At 73.9% G+C, this 14,978-nt stretch carries 14 protein-coding genes, 1 other RNA gene and 1 pseudogene; 7 read left to right on the top strand and 9 right to left on the bottom strand.

What is annotated here, in order from left to right; translation table 11 throughout:
* The 3 genes from ACSNOC_RS12430 to ACSNOC_RS12420 all read left to right on the top strand — a co-directional run.
* On the top strand, positions 1-379 hold a 379-nt coding region (locus ACSNOC_RS12430; protein WP_436747422.1), incomplete at its 5' end, for a hypothetical protein.
* A gap of 76 nt (positions 380-455) precedes the next feature.
* Complete coding sequence (locus ACSNOC_RS12425) at positions 456-1,250, top strand: hypothetical protein (RefSeq protein ID WP_436747421.1); 795 nt, start codon at positions 456-458, stop codon at positions 1,248-1,250.
* A 281-nt stretch (positions 1,251-1,531) separates the two neighbouring features.
* Positions 1,532-2,572 carry an LLM class flavin-dependent oxidoreductase gene (locus ACSNOC_RS12420; protein ID WP_436747420.1) on the top strand — a complete coding sequence of 347 codons (1,041 nt, stop codon included), beginning with the start codon at positions 1,532-1,534 and terminating at the stop codon, positions 2,570-2,572.
* 207 nt (positions 2,573-2,779) lie between these two features.
* Here ACSNOC_RS12420 and rnpB read toward each other — a convergent pair.
* The 3 genes and pseudogenes from rnpB to ACSNOC_RS12405 all read right to left on the bottom strand — a co-directional run bounded on the left by rnpB (position 2,780) and on the right by ACSNOC_RS12405 (position 4,874).
* Positions 2,780-3,182: RNase P RNA component class A (gene rnpB / locus ACSNOC_RS12415), an RNA gene on the bottom strand.
* Between the two features lie 86 nt (positions 3,183-3,268).
* Positions 3,269-3,976 (bottom strand): annotated as a pseudogene (locus tag ACSNOC_RS12410) (DMT family transporter); the annotation flags it as partial.
* A 73-nt stretch (positions 3,977-4,049) separates the two neighbouring features.
* Complete coding sequence (locus tag ACSNOC_RS12405; protein ID WP_436747419.1) at positions 4,050-4,874, bottom strand: AraC family transcriptional regulator; 825 nt, start codon at positions 4,872-4,874, stop codon at positions 4,050-4,052.
* Positions 4,875-4,926: 52 nt separating this feature from the next.
* Between ACSNOC_RS12405 and yaaA the strand changes: the two genes are divergently transcribed.
* On the top strand, positions 4,927-5,721 hold the full coding sequence (yaaA, locus tag ACSNOC_RS12400) for a peroxide stress protein YaaA (protein WP_436747426.1): 795 nt from the start codon (positions 4,927-4,929) through the stop codon (positions 5,719-5,721).
* Here yaaA and ACSNOC_RS12395 read toward each other — a convergent pair.
* The 3 genes from ACSNOC_RS12395 to ACSNOC_RS12385 are packed head-to-tail and all read right to left on the bottom strand — an operon-like array spanning position 5,708 to position 8,516.
* Entirely contained in the window at positions 5,708-6,916 is a 1,209-nt protein-coding gene (locus tag ACSNOC_RS12395) for a bifunctional RNase H/acid phosphatase (protein ID WP_436747425.1), read from the bottom strand. The genes yaaA and ACSNOC_RS12395 overlap by 14 nt on opposite strands.
* Positions 6,917-6,924: 8 nt before the next feature.
* Positions 6,925-7,668 (bottom strand): zinc ribbon domain-containing protein, encoded by a 744-nt coding sequence (locus ACSNOC_RS12390; protein WP_436747424.1) that lies wholly within the window; start codon positions 7,666-7,668, stop codon positions 6,925-6,927.
* Positions 7,665-8,516, bottom strand: a complete 852-nt coding sequence (locus tag ACSNOC_RS12385; RefSeq protein ID WP_436747418.1) for a Nif3-like dinuclear metal center hexameric protein — start codon at positions 8,514-8,516, stop codon at positions 7,665-7,667. Before ACSNOC_RS12385 ends, ACSNOC_RS12390 begins: the two co-directional genes overlap by 4 nt.
* Positions 8,517-8,714: 198 nt before the next feature.
* Between ACSNOC_RS12385 and ACSNOC_RS12380 the strand changes: the two genes are divergently transcribed.
* From ACSNOC_RS12380 to ACSNOC_RS12370, 3 genes are all read left to right on the top strand, one after another.
* Entirely contained in the window at positions 8,715-9,998 is a 1,284-nt protein-coding gene (locus tag ACSNOC_RS12380; RefSeq protein WP_436747417.1) for a hypothetical protein, read from the top strand.
* 132 nt (positions 9,999-10,130) lie between these two features.
* Complete coding sequence (locus ACSNOC_RS12375) at positions 10,131-10,736, top strand: class I SAM-dependent methyltransferase (protein ID WP_436747423.1); 606 nt, start codon at positions 10,131-10,133, stop codon at positions 10,734-10,736.
* A 153-nt stretch (positions 10,737-10,889) separates the two neighbouring features.
* The gene (locus tag ACSNOC_RS12370) at positions 10,890-11,672 is read left to right on the top strand and encodes a DUF5336 domain-containing protein (protein WP_436747416.1); all 783 of its coding nucleotides are present in this window, start codon (positions 10,890-10,892) and stop codon (positions 11,670-11,672) included.
* A 98-nt stretch (positions 11,673-11,770) separates the two neighbouring features.
* Here the strand turns inward: ACSNOC_RS12370 and ACSNOC_RS12365 are convergent, their stop codons facing one another.
* The 3 genes from ACSNOC_RS12365 to ACSNOC_RS12355 are packed head-to-tail and all read right to left on the bottom strand — an operon-like array spanning position 11,771 to position 14,875.
* On the bottom strand, positions 11,771-12,844 hold the full coding sequence (locus ACSNOC_RS12365; protein WP_436747415.1) for a prenyltransferase: 1,074 nt from the start codon (positions 12,842-12,844) through the stop codon (positions 11,771-11,773).
* Entirely contained in the window at positions 12,841-13,566 is a 726-nt protein-coding gene (locus tag ACSNOC_RS12360) for a methyltransferase domain-containing protein (RefSeq protein ID WP_436747414.1), read from the bottom strand. The genes ACSNOC_RS12365 and ACSNOC_RS12360 overlap by 4 nt, the downstream gene beginning before the upstream one ends.
* Positions 13,567-13,570: 4 nt before the next feature.
* The gene (locus tag ACSNOC_RS12355) at positions 13,571-14,875 is read right to left on the bottom strand and encodes a glycosyltransferase family 4 protein (RefSeq protein ID WP_436747413.1); all 1,305 of its coding nucleotides are present in this window, start codon (positions 14,873-14,875) and stop codon (positions 13,571-13,573) included.
* Positions 14,876-14,978: the final 103 nt, after the last annotated feature.

The raw sequence follows: 14,978 nt of genomic DNA, 5'->3' as shown, positions 1-14,978 counted from the left end.
GTCCCCGTCACACACCCCCACCCCCACACCCACTCCAGAGCCCGAACCCGTCGCGGTGGAATTCGAGATCAGCGGCGACGGGCCGCTTCCGACGCTGATCTACGCCGTCAACGGCCGGCCGACCACCCTGGAGAACGTGAACCTGCCCTGGCGCGAGACCGCGGAAGCGCCGAGAGAAACGGGCAGTGTCGCCTGGAGCCTCGACTTCACCCACTACGGGGAAGTCACCTACCGCGTCGTGGTGGACGGCAGGGAGTCCCAGGAGAGACAGTCGCCCGACCCGAATGTCCCTCCTTCCTACCTGTCGGGCGGGCCCTACGGCGTCGAAGCGGGTGGTGAGACCGCGCTGGCCGAATCGCCAGCCGGCACAAGCGCATAGCACTCCGGTCGAGGACCCCTCCCGATCCCTGACGGCTAACGTGAGCCACGCTCTGACCGAGAAGGGGGCCACAACCATGGGCAGCAAGGTCACTTTCCTGCCGAAGGGCACCGGCAGCCTCAACAGCGGACCTCCCACGGGCGGAGCGCCGCCCCAGCCCGGCACGCTGTTCGTGCTGGGGGCGAACGGGGGAATGAGCGTGACGCCGGATGCCGGCTTCCCGCTGTTCTTCGGACGCAACGAGCCGGACGTCCACGTCTGTGTCGGCGGGCACGACAAGCACGTCAGCCGCCGACAAGGACTGATCACGCGCGAGTACTCGCGCTGGATGCTGACCAACACCGGCCGAGCGCCCATCCGTTTCCCCGGCTCGCGGCTGGTGCTCGGCGGTGACCAGGTCGAACTGCCGACCGGATACACCCCGTTGTTCATCGTCGCCCCCCGCCAGGAGCACCTGCTGGAAGTCCGCATCGCCGCGCCGACGCCACGGTCCGAACCGGGGAGGGGACGCGAGGTGTACGACGAGAAGACCGGCGACGACGCGCGCGATCTGAGCGAGACGGAGAAGCTGGTGCTCGTCTGCCTCGCCCAGCGATACCTGCGTGACGACCCGCATCCACAACCTCTCACCTGGGGCCAGGTCGCGGACGAGCTGAACGCCCTCGGCCCGAAGAAGGCATGGACCCAGAAGCGGGCCGCTCGCGTTGTGGCGAAAGTGCGCAAGAACCTGAGCAGACAGGGCGTTCACGGCCTGCTGGAGAAGGAGGTCCCCCCTCCGGCGGGAAACGCGCTCAACCACAACCTCATCACCGACCTCCTCGTCACCACGACGATCACCAGGTCGGACCTGCGGAGGCTCGGCGACCACTGAACACGCGCGCACCTTCCGACCGGGATCCAGTTGTGCTGTCCGGGGAGGTGGGTGACGCGGCTGGCCGGGGGGTCGGTGGTAGTTGTACCAGTCCAGCCAGTGGGTTGCTCTCTCCCCCTTGGCGTGACCTCGATCGGCGTGTCGAGGTATGCAGCGGATGATCCGGACATCTACGGGCGCCGGTTCGGCCTGGTCGGAGGCCTGGACCTGGTCCGCTGTGGCCGCCGGGGGCCTGTCATGCTGAGCAGGTCGGATTCGTTCCTCACACCTCGGAGGTTCTGATGCGTGTCGGCATCGTGGTCGCCGCGCACCCCGGTGTGGAGGATCTCGCCGTGCGGGCCGAGGAGTTGGGCTTGCACAGCTTCTGGGTCCACGACACCCCGATGGTCCACGGCGACCCCTTCGTTGCCCTGAGCCTGTGTGCGAGGGCCACCCGTCGCATCAGGCTCGGCATCGGCGTGACCTCACCGGCACTGCGCTCGGCCCCGGCCGCCGCGAGCGGGTTCGCCAGCCTCAACGCCCTGGCCCCGGGCCGGATCATCTGCGGGGTCGGCACCGGAAACACCGCCCGGCGCACCCTGGGCATGCGGCCGGCCACGGCGGCCACGCTGGAGAACTTCACCGCCGCACTGCAGGACCTGTGCGCCGGACGCACGACCGAGTACCGCGAAGGCGACCGGGTCCGCGACATCCGGTTCCTGCACACCGGCGGGCACGTGAACACCGCCGACCCGATCGAGTTCGTCGTGGCCGCCCTCGGACCGAAGGCCGCCGCCGTCGCCGGCCGCCGCGGCACCGGCCTCATCTCCTTCGGCCTGCTGGACCCCACCGCCTGGCACGCGCTGCACGACGCCCGCCGCCACACCGCCCAAGGCACACCCGGCGACCCCGACTCGTACCTGGTCACCGCGCTGCACGTCCTCAACGAGGACGAGGACCCCCACGGCGACGCAGCCCGGGACGCGACCGGCCACCTCGCCCTGTCACTGCTGGCATACGCCGCCGACACACCCGCCTTCGCCGACCAACTCGGCCCCGGGGAACGCGAGGCGGTGCGGCGGCTCCTCGGCCGGCGCGGCACCACCGCCACCGCGCCGGACCGGTACACCAAGCTCTACCCCAACTACCTCGGACGCATCGCGCCGCAGGACCGGGACCTGGTCCTGCCCTCGCTGATGAACACCCTGGCCCTGGTCGGCACCCGCGACGACCTCCTCGCCCGCATCACCACCCTGGAACAGGCCGGCGTCGACGAACTCCTCATCCAGCCGGTGATCGACCCACCCACCGAGATGGCCCAGCTCGCGAAACTCCTCACCTGAGCAGACCCGCCGGCCGCACTCACCACTGCTCGACGCGTGGAGACATCCCCACCCTCCCCACACAGACCAGACGCACTGGTGACGTGAGGCCCCCACCATCGCGGTCGCGAGGTGAGCCGGTCCGTGCAACGGCCGGCACACCAAAAGGACCCCGCAGGTACCGAACGGCGCGGACACCCGCTCCGACCTGGGGAAACGAGGTGGTGGCGGACGAGTCGGCCTGTACGCCGGGTTCTGTCGCTCCGGGGTCTTGCGGCCCGGGAGGAGGCGGCCATCCATCTAGGGTCGGTGTCGCCACCGGCCTCAAGCGGTCTACCCGCGGACTCGGGCGGGCAGCCCTCGGTCGTCCGCGCAGGGTCGTCTGGGCGACGGCCCCTCTTGACCTTGCTCCGGGTGGGGTTTACCGAGCCGCCCAGGTCACCCTGGGCGCTGGTGGTCTCTTACACCACCGTTTCACCCTTACCGGGACGCGACGTCCCGGCGGTCTGCTTTCTGTGGCACTTTCCCGTGGGTCACCCCAGGTAGGCGTTACCTACCACCCTGCCCTGTGGAGCCCGGACGTTCCTCGGCGAGATCCAGGGGATCCCGACGCGGCCGCCCGGCCGGCTCGTCCGCCGTAGTGGCCATCCTACCCGTGGCCAGGAACGAGCCCGCCAGGATCAGAGCGAAGGCGGCCAGGATCGTGCCTGTCAGGGGCTCGTCGAGGAACGCGACGCCGGCGGCGACGGCCACGGCCGGGTTGACGTAGGTGAAGACCATCGCCCGCGAGGCGCTGACCTCCCGGATCAGTTCGAGGAAGACCACGAAGCCCAGCGCCGTGCAGATCACCCCCAGGCCGGCGAGCGAGAGGAGGACCTCCCGCGAGGGCGTCGCGGCGGGCCACGACGCCAGGGCGGGCGGGGCGTAGACCAGGGCGGCCAGGCTGAGGCAGGCGGCCGTCAGCGGGAGGGTGGGGACCTCGCGCAGCGCGCGGGCCGCGATCAGCGGGGCGCCCGCGTAGCCCACGGCGGTCAGCAGCACCTCGGTCACCGACCAGGCGCTGCCGCCGCCGAGCTGCGGGGCGGCCAGCACCGCGACGCCCGCCAGGCCGATGGCGAGCCCGGTCCAGCGGCGGGCGCCGAGCTGTTCACGGCCACCGGTCAGCCGGGCGAGGACGACGGCGACGACCGGGACGGACGCGATCAGCAGGCCGGTCATGGAGCTGGACAGGTGCCGTTCGGCGTCCGAGAGCAGGAACCAGGGCCCGATGATCTCGCAGCAGGCGAACGCCCCGACGGGCACCGCGTACGGCCGCAGCCGGGGCAGCTCGCGCCAGGCGAGGGGCAGCAGGAGCAGGGCGCCGATCGCGGTGCGGGCGAAGACGACCACCGGGACGGACACGCCGTCGACGGCGACCTTGATCATCAGGTAGGGGATGCCCCAGATGACGCTCATCAGGGCGAACAGGGTCCAGCCACGCGGAGACATGGCTCCAGCATCAGCCGGGGCGGCGGATCGCGTCTTGAACGCTGTTGCGGTACGCGCCCGGCGTGACGCCCAGCACGCGGCGGAACCAGCGCGTCAGATGGGCCTGGTCCGCGAAGCCGACCAGCGCGGCGGCCTCGGCCGGGCGGTGTCCCGCGTCGAGCAGTCCACGCGCCCGGGTGACCCGGTACTGGGCCAGCCAGGCGTACGGCGGCATGCCCTCGGCCTCGCGGAAGGCGCGCAGCACCTGCCACCGCGAGAGCCCGAGGCCGGCGGCGATCTCCGCCAGCGAGGGCGGCGTGCGCAGCTCGTCCGCGAGCCGGGTGCGCACGGCGCGCGCGATGCGGTGCCCACCGGGCGCCGCCGCCACCGGGCGGGTCCCGGCCCAGCGGCAGGCGAGGGCGGCGAACAGACACAGCAGCGCGGACTCGGTGCGCAGCCCGTCCTCCGCGCCGGCGTGGATCCGGGCGAGCGCGACGGCCAGCTCGGGGTCGTGCACCACGGGGTCGGGGAACCAGGGACGCCCCCGGACGCCCTCCGCGACCAGGCCGGGCACCGGGTACAGCACGCGGTACGCCAGGCCCCGGCGGTCTGCCGGGCCGCCGGTGTGGGCCTCGCCGGGCTGGATGACGACGACGGTGCCGGGCCCGGCGAGGTGGTCCGCGCCCCGGTAACGGATGGACTCCAGACCGGCGGTGCACGCGCCGATGGCGAACTCCTCGTGCGCGTGCGGCGCGTAGCGGTGCCGGGCGAACCGGGCGGTCATCAGGTCGAGCGGACGGTCGCCCGGGCCGAGGGCGATCCGCCGCCACCGCGCGTGGTCCCCGGTGCCGTTCATGCGGCAAGTATCGTCCCGTGGGGCAAGAGCCGAACGAGAAGGAGTGACGCACGTGCTGGTGCTGCTGCCGCCGTCCGAGGGGAAGACCGGCGCGACGCGGGGCGCCCCGCTCGATCCGGCGACGCTGTCGCTGCCGGGGCTGGCCCCGGCGCGCGAGCGGGTGCTGGAGGAGCTGATCGCGCTCTGCTCCGGCGACGCGGACGCCACGGCCAAGGCGCGCGAGGTGCTGGGGCTCAGCGAGGGCCTCGCCGGTGAGGTGGCGCGGAACGCGGCGCTGCGCACGGCCCCGGCCCGCCCGGCCGGGCAGCTGTACACGGGGGTGCTGTACGACGCGCTCGGCCTGGCGGCGCTCAGCCCGGCGGCCAGGCGGCGGGCGCGGGAGTCGCTGCTGATCTTCTCGGGCCTGTGGGGCGCGGTGCGGGTCACCGACCGGATCCCGGCCTACCGCTGCTCCGGCGCGGTGAGGCTGCCGGGGCTCGGGCCGCTGGCCGGGTTCTGGAAGGGGCCGCTGGGCGAGGCGCTGCCGGAGGCGGCCGGTGCCGGGCCGGTGCTGGACCTGCGGTCGTCCGCGTACGCGGCGATGTGGCGGCCCACCGGCGACCTGGCGCGGCGCACGGTGACGGTGCGGGTGCTCCAGGCGCGGCTGGTGGACGGCGTGGAGAAGCGGTCGGTGGTGAGCCACTTCAACAAGGCGACCAAGGGCCGCGTGGTCCGCGCCCTGCTGGAGGCCGGGCCGCTGCCGCGCACCCCCGCGAAGCTGGCCGGGGCGGTGCGCGACCTCGGCTACGTGGTGGAGACGTACGAGGGCGCGCCGGGCCGGATGGACATCGTCGTCACGGAACTGTGAGCCGCGCCGTACGCAGGTGGGCGGTGTCGTTGAACCGCCGCAACGAGGCGTTCCCGTCGGGGAAGTACGCCACCTCGGACAGCGCGGCCGGGGACAGCTCCATGCGGAACATTGACTGCGCGGGCGCCCCCAGCGCCAGCCGGACCAGCGTCTTGACGGGCGTGACGTGCGAGACGACGAGAACGGTCCGCCCGGCGTACCGGGCCAGGGTCTTGTCCCGGGCCACCGCCACCCGCCGCGCGACGGTCGCGAAGCTCTCGCCGCCGCCGGAGGGCCGGGCGTCGGGCGAGGCCAGCCACGCCGCCAGGTCACGCGGGTGCCGCTGCTGGATCTCGGCGAAGGTCAGGCCCTCCCAGGCCCCGAAGTCCGTTTCGCGGAAGCCCTCTTCGACGCGCACGTCGAGGCCGAGCCGGTCGGCGAGCGGCTGCGCGGTCTGGCGGCAGCGGGCCAGCGGCGAGGTGACGACGGCCTGTACCCCGGTGTGGGCGAGGGCCTCGGCGGCGGCCTCGGCCTGCGCGCGGCCCGTGGCGGACAGGTCGGGGTCCTCGCCGCCGCTGCCGGAGAACGCCTTGCGGGCGGTGAACGACGTCTCGCCGTGCCGCAGCAGCAGGAACGTGGTCGGCGTGCCACCGGCCGGGCCCCAGCCCACGGGGGGCGGCAACTCGGCCTCGGCCCGGGCGACTTCGGTGCCGCCGGTGTCACCCGTGGCACCGGCGGCACCGGTGACATCAGGAACACCGGCCGCCGCGACCGGGGCGGCGGCGGGTTTCGGCGCCCACTGCTCGCCGCGCCGCCCGGCGTCCATCGCCTCGTTGGCCAGCCGGTCCGCGTGCTTGTTCCGCTCGCGCGGGATCCACTCGTACGTCACGGACCCGGGCGGGAAGACGCCGCGGGCCTGGAGCGCCAGCGGGCGCATGTCGGGGTGCTTGATCTGCCAGCGGCCCGACATCTGCTCGACGACCAGCTTGGAGTCCATCCGCACCCGCACCACCGCGTCCGGGTCGGCCTCCCGCGCCGCCCGGAGCCCGGCGATCAACCCCCGGTACTCCGCGACGTTGTTGGTCGCCCGGCCGATGAACTCGGCGGTCTCCGCCAGCACCTCGCCGGTCGCCGCGTCGCGCACCACGGCGCCGTATCCGGCGGGCCCCGGGTTCCCCCGGGAGCCGCCGTCCGCCTCGACGATCAGCTCGCGCATCTCCGCGCTCACAGCCCCGAGTCGGGGGTGCGCACCAGGATGCGGCGGCAGTTCTCGCAGCGCACCACCTCGTCGGGGGCGGCGGCGCGGACCTCGTTGAGCTCGGTGATGTTCAGCTCCAGGCGGCAGCCCTCGCAGCGCCGCTGGTAGAGCCGGGCCGCGCCGACGCCGCCCTGCTGCTCGCGCAGCTTCTCGTAGAGCTTCAGCAGGTCGGCCGGGACCGCCTCCGCCATGCGGGCGCGCTCGGCGCGGACCGCCGCCGTCTCGGTCTCGATCTCGCTCAGCGCGGCGTCGCGGCGGCCGGCGGCGTCGGCGGCCTTGGCCTCCAACTCCTCCAGCTTCGCGGCCAGTTCCTTGGCACGGGCCTGGGCGGCCTCCTGCCGCTCCATGATGTCGAGGACGATGGTCTCCAGGTCGTCCTGCCGCTTGGCGAGCGAGGCGATCTCGCTCTGCAGACTCTCCAGGTCCTTGGGGCTGGTGACCATCCCGGAGTCGAGGCGCTGCTGGTCGCGGGCGGCGCGCTGGCGCACCTGGTCGACGTCCTGCTCGGCCTTGGTCTGCTCGCGGGCGGTGTCGCTCTCCTCGGTCCGCGCGGCCACCAACAGGGCGCGCTGCTGGGCGATGTCGCTGTCCAGCGCCCGGATCTCGGCGTGCTCGGGCAGGGTTTCGCGCCGGTGCGCGAGCTGGGTCAGCCGGACGTCGAGTGCCTGGACGTCCAGCAGACGGATCTGATCGGCGGGCGCGGCGTTCAGTTGGGGGCTCCTTCGCTGGTGTGGCGGGAGGGGTGGTGGGTGCGCCAGGGGTCGGTCACCCGGTACGACACGTGCGTGCGGAGTCCCCAGCCGTGCCGTTCCGAAACGGCGTCCAGCTGGGCCGCCGCCTGTTCGCACCAGGGCCACTCCGTCGCCCAGTGGGCGGCGTCGACGAGGGCGAGCGGCGAGTGCTCACGGGCCTCGGACGCGGGGTGGTGGCGCAGGTCCGCGGTGAGGAACGCGTCGACGCCGGCCGCGCGGACCTCCGCGAACAGCCCGTCGCCCGAGCCGCCGCACACGGCGACCGTGCGGACGGTCCGGTCGGGGTCGCCGGCGGACCGGACGCCCTGCGCGGTGGCGGGCAGCCGCCGGGCGGCGAGCGCGGTGAACTCGGCCAGGGTCAGCGGAACGTCGAGCTCGCACACCCGGCCGAGGCCGCGCCGCCCGGCCGGGTCGCCGGGGTCGGGGACGAGGGGCCCGGTGACGCGCAGGTCGAGGGCGGCGGCGAGGGCGTCGGAGACGCCGGGGTCGGCGCGGTCGGCGTTGGTGTGCGCCACGTACAGCGCGACGCCGTGCCGGATCAGGGTGTGCACGACGCGGCCCTTGAACGTGTCGGCCGCGACCGTGGTGGTGCCGCGCAGGTAGAGCGGGTGGTGGGTGACGAGCAGGCCGGCGCCGAGGGCGACGGCCTCGTCGGCGATCTCCTGGACCGGGTCGACGGCGAACAGCACGCGGCCGACCTCCGCCTCCGGGTCCCCGCACACCGGGCCGACGGCGTCCCACTGCTCGGCCTGCTCGCGAGGCCATAGGGTGTCGAGCGCGGTGATCACGTCGGAGAGTACGGGCACGGGGCCAGGCTACCTGCCCGGCGCGACCCGGGAACCGCCCCTTCCGGGTTGCCGGCCGCCTCCCGAGTGACATGCACAACTGACCCCAGTTGATCATGGGATTCGGGGAAGCGTCACCCTTATGCGTGAAGCCACGGAAGCCGAGTTGTCCGGCTGGCAGTACGAAGCCCTACCGTCCTCGCTGGAGGTGAGCGACATATGACGGCCCGAGCACCACAGCCGGAGCCTCTGACGATCGCGGCGGGAGGCGCGTACGCGGCCCGCCTCGTCGCCCGGGACGGCGGCGACGGCTGGTGCCCCGAGCGCTGGACGCTGGACGGCCCCGAGCCGTACGCGGTGCGGCTGCCGGGCACCCAGCCCGAGGAGCCCGGCACCCCGCTGGTGCCGCTGGCCGACGGGCGGGTGCTCATCAGCCGCCGCGCGGACGGCCGCCATCACCTCGCGCTCCTCTACCCCTCGGGCCCGGACACCGGTGAACTCCCGCTGGGTGCCGTGGAGTCGGAGGACCTGACGCTGCTGCCGCCCGCCCCGGACGGGGCGCGGGTGTACGCGCTGGCGCCGCAGGCGGAGGGTGCGGGCACGGCGCTGTGGCTGGTGTGCGGCGGGGCGTTCGGGCCGGAGCTGGTCGCGGTGCTGGCCGGGCGCTGCTCGGGCGGCGCGTGGCTGGACGCGGCCGGCCGGCTGCTGGCGCTGGACCGCACGGACGACTCCGGCCGCACCCGGACGGTGACGGTGGACGTGGAGCACGGCGGCGAGCCCGCCGAACTGCTGCGGATCGCCGAGGACAGCAACGACCGGCTGCTGCTGGCCGATCCGGACAGCGGCCTGCTGCTGGTGCGTTCGGACGCGCCCGGCGCGGACCGGATCGGGTGGGGCGTGCTGGGCAGCCACCGGCCGGTGCGCTTTCCCGAGGCGCTGCACCCGGAGGACGGGGTGCGCATGACGCCGTTCGCCGCGCAGCCGGGGCAGGCGCTGGTGCCCGAGAGCTGCGGGGTCGCGCTGCGCATGACGACGGCGGAGGCGGACTGGGTGGCGGTGTGGTGGCCGGAGCGGCGCGCGTTGCGGCATCTCGCGGCGCCCGCGGGGTGGCTGGCGGGCACCGGCTGGTGGACGGCCGACGGCGACCTGCTGCTGCCGTACGTCACGCCCGAGGTGCCCTGCGGCCTGGCCCGCCTCGTGGTCCCGCTGCCCGGGACGGAGCCGGAGCCGGTCCCCGAGCCCGCGGCCCCCGCCCCGCAGCCGCAGCCGCAGCCGCAGCCACGGTCGGAGCCGGTGCCGGAGTTGGAGCCGGTGCCGGAGTCGGAGAAGCAGACGCAGACGGAGACGGAGGCCGCGGCAACGGACACCCCGCGGACGGCGGCTCCGGGACCGGCGGCCCCGGCGGCAGCGGCTCCGGGGACGGCCGCCCCCGGGGCACCGGCGCCCCCGGCGGTCACCAAGCCGGTCCCGCTCCAGCAGGCGCCGCTTTCACGCGTGTGCTGATTTCGGGTGCGTGCTGACCCCCGGCTGGTGACGGGCGTGACGCATGGTGCAGCATGGGGGCCAAACTCGGGGATCACAGGGGGACGAGTGGCGAATGACGTCTTCGCCGCCTTCGAGTCGGCGAAAGGCTTCATGCCGGCCGACGAGGGCCGCGCGCTGTACGAGGCGGCCGTCGAGGTGGCGTCCGGCCTGGGCCTGCCGCTGCTGGAGATCGGCAGCTACTGCGGCCGTTCCACCCTGCTGCTCGCCGACGCGGCCCGCCGCGCGGGCACGGTCGCGGTCACGGTGGACCACCACCGGGGCAGCGAGGAGCAGCAGCCCGGCTGGGAGTACCACGACAAGGAACTGGCCGACCCCTGGGATCCCACCCGGCTGGACACCCTGCCGTTCTTCCGCCGCACCCTGGCGGCGGCCGGGCTGGAGGAGCACGTCGTCGCCGTGGTGGGCCGGTCCCCGCAGGCGGCGGCGGCGCTGGGCGGGGGCGGCGGCGGACGGTTCGGCCTGGTCTTCATCGACGGCGGCCACACCGACGCCCATGCCACCGCGGACTACGAGAGCTGGGTGCCGCAGCTCGCCCAGGGCGGTCTGCTGGTGATCCACGACGTGTTCCCGGACCCCGCCGACGGGGGCCAGGCCCCCTACCGGATCTGGCGGCGGGCCATGGACAGCGGCGCCTTCGCGGAGGTCACCACCTGCCGCTCGCTGCGCGTGCTGAGACGTACGGGCGAGGGCTGTTGACCGGCGCCAGGTCACGACCGCATCACAAGCGTGTCGCCTGGGAAACAGTAAGCCCCCTGCCCCGGGACCCCGGGAGACAACATCCGTACGATGGGGCCTCGCCCAGTCGAGATCTGACCAGACCATGACGACCATAACGACAAAGGATCTGACGTGAACAACCGCTCGCTCTCCCGAGGCGACGCAGTAGTGATCGGAGCAGCGGTCCTGCTCTTCATCGCCTCGTTCCTGGACACCTACACGATGGACTACGGCGAATACGGCGGCGGCAGCGAAGGCGTCAACGCCTGGGACTCGGACATCTTCCCGATCCTGCCCTCGATCTTCCTCGCCGGCATCGTCGGTGCCGGGCTCATCGTCGGGTCCAGGTTCCTGCCGCAGCCGGACCGGGAGATCGCCGGGCTGAAGCTGGGCCAGTGGGGCATCGCCCTGACGGTCACCTCCGCCTGGGCGGCGCTGTGGGCGCTCGGCGGCGGCTACGGTGCCGACGTCGGCGCCGGCCTGATCATCGGCCTGCTGGCCGCCCTGCTGCTGGCGGGTGTCGCCGTCGCCACCCCGCTGGTGCCCGCACTGAAGGCCCCGCTGAGCGGCGGCGGCATCGGCCCGGTCGGCCCCGGCGCGCCCTACGGCGCGCAGCAGCCCGGCTACGGCTACCCGTCGGCGGGCGGCGCGGCGCAGTCGTACCAGCCGACGCAGGCGGTTCCGGCCGCCCCGGCCGCCGGTACCGGCACCGACCCCAACTTCCAGCCGTTCTGGTTCGCCGTCCCGGCCGCCCGGCCGCTGTACGGCGAGGACGGCTCGCCGACCCCGGTCGCCGAGCTGGCCCCCGGCACCTGGTACCTGGCGGTCGAGCAGCGCGGTCAGGCCCTGGTGGCGCAGACCCAGGACGGGCGGCGCGGCGTGCTCCAGGACACCTCGGGCATCCAGCGCGGCTGATGTCGCGGTAGAGGCCGAGAAGCGAGAACAGAAACGGCGTTCCCGTCCCGGAACCAACCCGGAACCAGCCAGCAACCAACCCGGAACCAGCCGGGGATTCAGTCCCGGCAGCAGTCGGGTTCGAGGCCGCGCGGCAGGCTGCTGCCGCCGAAGACGGCGCGCGTGGGCTCGTCGCCGGTGAGCACGGCCACGGCCAGCAGGATCGAGCCGGCGGTCCAGCTCGTCAGCTCGGTCGGCCACACGGCGTCGTCGGCGTAGACGTACCCCGTCCAGTACAGGCCGTCCTCGGCGCGCAGGTGGCCGATCCAGCGCAGGATGTCGGTGGCCCGCTCGGGCAGGCCCGCCGCCCACAGCGCGATGGCCAGCTCGGCGCTCTCGCCGCCGGTGACCCAGGGTCTGTTGAGGACGCAGCGGACGCCGAGGTCGGGCACGACGAAGGCGTCCCAGTCCTTCTCCAGCCGGGCCCTGGCCTCCGGGCCGCGCAGCGCGCCGCCGAGGACGGGGTAGTACCAGTCCATCGAGTACCGGGACTTGTTGAGGAAACGCTCGGGGTGGCGGCGCACCGCGTGCCCCAGGCGCCCGGCGGCCAGCTCCCAGTCGGGCTGCGGGGCGCGTTCCAGCTCGGCGAGGGCCAGGGCGCAGCGCAGGGCGTGGTAGATGGAGGACGAGCCGGTGAGCAGGGCCTCCGGCACGGCGGTGCCGTCGGGGTCGCGGCGCCAGCCGAGCTGGCCGCCGTCCTGCTGGAGCCCGAGGACGAACTCGACGGCGGCGGAGACCATCGGCCACATGCGCTGCCGGAACAGCTCGTCGCCGGTGGCGAGGTAGTGGTGGAGGACGCCGACGGCCGGATAGGCGCAGAAGTTGCTCTCCTTGCCCAGGTCCGTCGGGTGGTCGGCGTCGCCGTCGGCATAGGCGGCGTACCAGGAGCCGTCGGGGTTCTGGTGGCGGGCCAGCCACTCGTAGGCGGCGGCGGCGCGGTCGTGCTCGCCCGCGCTGTCCAGGGCCATGGCCGCCTCGACGTGGTCCCACGGGTCGAGGTGGTGACCGCGGAACCACGGGATGGCGCCGTCGTCACGCTGCGTGGCGGCGATCCCGGCGGCGGTGGCGGCGGCCTCGGCGGCGGTCAGGACTCCGGGCAGCGCGAGCCGTTCGGTGCGTTCCGGGCTCGTCACGCATGCTCCAGGCGGGGCTTGGTGGCGTAGGCCACGAAGCTCTTGCCGAGCAGCGGGTTGAGCGCCTGCTCGGCGACGCGGGTCGCCAGCGGGCGTTTCATGATGTCCCACACCAGCAGCTTGTGGTAGGCGCGGACGGGCAGCGCCTTGTCGTTGTCGACGCCGAAGGCGCACTTGAGCCACCAGTAGGGCGCGTGCAACGCGTGGGCGTGGTGGGTGCCGTAGGGGCGCAGGCCCGCCTCGCGGAGCCGGCCGAGCAGTTCGTCGCCGCGGTAGATGCGGATGTGGCCGCCCTCGACCTCGTGGTAGGCGTCGGAGAGCGCCCAGCAGACGCGTTCGGGGCCGTAGCGCGGGACGGAGACGGCGATCCGGCCGCCGGGGCGCAGCACGCGGACGGCCTCGGCGAGCAGGCCCTTGTCGTCGGGCACATGCTCCATGACCTCGGAGACGATCAGCGCGTCGAAGCTGTCGTCGGGGAAGGGCAGCGCCAGGGCGTCGCCCTCCATGGCGGTGGCGGTGGCGCCGGCGGGGGCCTCGCCCGCCTCCTTCATGGCGGCGAGCCAGGAGGCGACGTGCTCGACATCCTTGGGGTTCTGGTCCAGGGCGACGACGTGCGCGCCGCGCCGGTAGCACTCGAAGGCGTGCCGGCCCTCGCCGCAGCCCAGGTCGAGGACCCGGTCCCCCGGTGCCAGCGGGAATCGGGTGAAGTCCACGGTCAGCACGTGGTCAGCTCCTTCGGTGCGCGGAGGGCGTCTGGCCCCGAGCGGTCTTCTCGGCCAGCGCGGCGCGGTAATGGTCCGCGGTGGCGCGGGCGGCCTGCTCCCAGGTGAAACGGCGGAGCACGCGTTCGCGGCCCGCGTGGGCGATTCTCGTACGCAGTTCCTCGTCGGCGAGGAGACGCGCCAGGGCGGCGGCGAGCGCGTCGGCGTCGCCCGGCGGTACGGCGAGGCAGGTCTCGCCGTCGGGGCCGGCGACCTCGGGGATGGCGCCGCCGGTGGTGGCGACCAGCGGGGTGCCGGAGGCCATGGCCTCGGCGGCGGGCAGCGAGAAGCCCTCGTAGAGGGAGGGGACGCAGGCGATCTCGGCGCCGCGCACCAGGGCGGCGAGCTCCTCGTCGCTGATGCCCTTGCGGAACTCGACGCAGCGGTGCAGTCCGAAGCGGTCCATCGCGTCGGCGACCGGGCCGGCCTCCGGGCGGGTGCCGATGACGACGAGGTGGGCGCCGGGCTGCTCGGTGCGGAGCTTGGCCAGCGCCTCGACGAGGTGGACCAGGCCCTTCAGGGGCGCGTTGGCGCTGGAGGTGGTGACGATGCGGCCGGGCACCTTGGGGGTCGCCGGGTCGGGGCGGAAGACGCGGGTGTCGGCGCCGATGGGCACGACGTGCACGCGCTGCGGGGGGACGGCGAAGTCCTCGACGATCTCGCGGCGGGAGGCGCCGGAGACGGTCAGCACCACCGGCAGACGGCGGGCGACACGTTTCTGCATGCGGGTGAAGCCGTACCAGCGGCGCACGGACATGCGGCGCTTGCGGCTGCCGGCGGCGGCCAGGTCCAGGCGGCGGTCGACCGTGATGGGGTGGTGGATCGTGGTGACCAGCGGCAGGCCGAGGCGTTCGATGCCCAACAGGCCGTAGCCAAGGGTCTGGTTGTCGTGCACGACGTCGAAGTCGGCGCGGCGGGCCGCCAGTTCGCGGCGGGCGCGGAGGGAGAACGTCAGGGGCTCGGGGAAGCCGCCGGTCCACATGGTGGCGACTTCCAGGACGTCGACCCAGTCGCGGTACTCGTCGCGCCGCGGGGTGCGGAACGGGTCCGGCTGCCGGTAGAGGTCGAGGCTCGGCAGCTCGCTGAGGGTCACCCCCTCGTCGAGCACCGGGTACGGCTGTGCGCCGATCACCTCGATCCGGTGGCCCAGCCTGGCCAGTTCGCGGGAGAGATGCCGGACGTACACGCCCTGGCCGCCGCAGAACGGATTCCCCTTGTAGCTGAGCAGCGCCACTCGAAGGGGGCGATCCACACCAGCCTCAGCCGCCACGCCCGCTCCTTCATTTAGCTGCTACTCGCGGGTACTGAAGATAACGCGCCGTCCGTCGGCCGGAATGCGCGAAGTCAGGTGATTATCACCACGTGGGCGCGAT

The sequence above is a fragment of the Streptomyces sp. URMC 129 genome, from assembly GCF_051386415.1.
Taxonomy (GTDB): domain Bacteria; phylum Actinomycetota; class Actinomycetes; order Streptomycetales; family Streptomycetaceae; genus Streptomyces.
The sequence above is the reverse complement of the archived record's forward strand: the minus strand, read 5'-3'. Positions and strand labels throughout refer to the sequence as shown.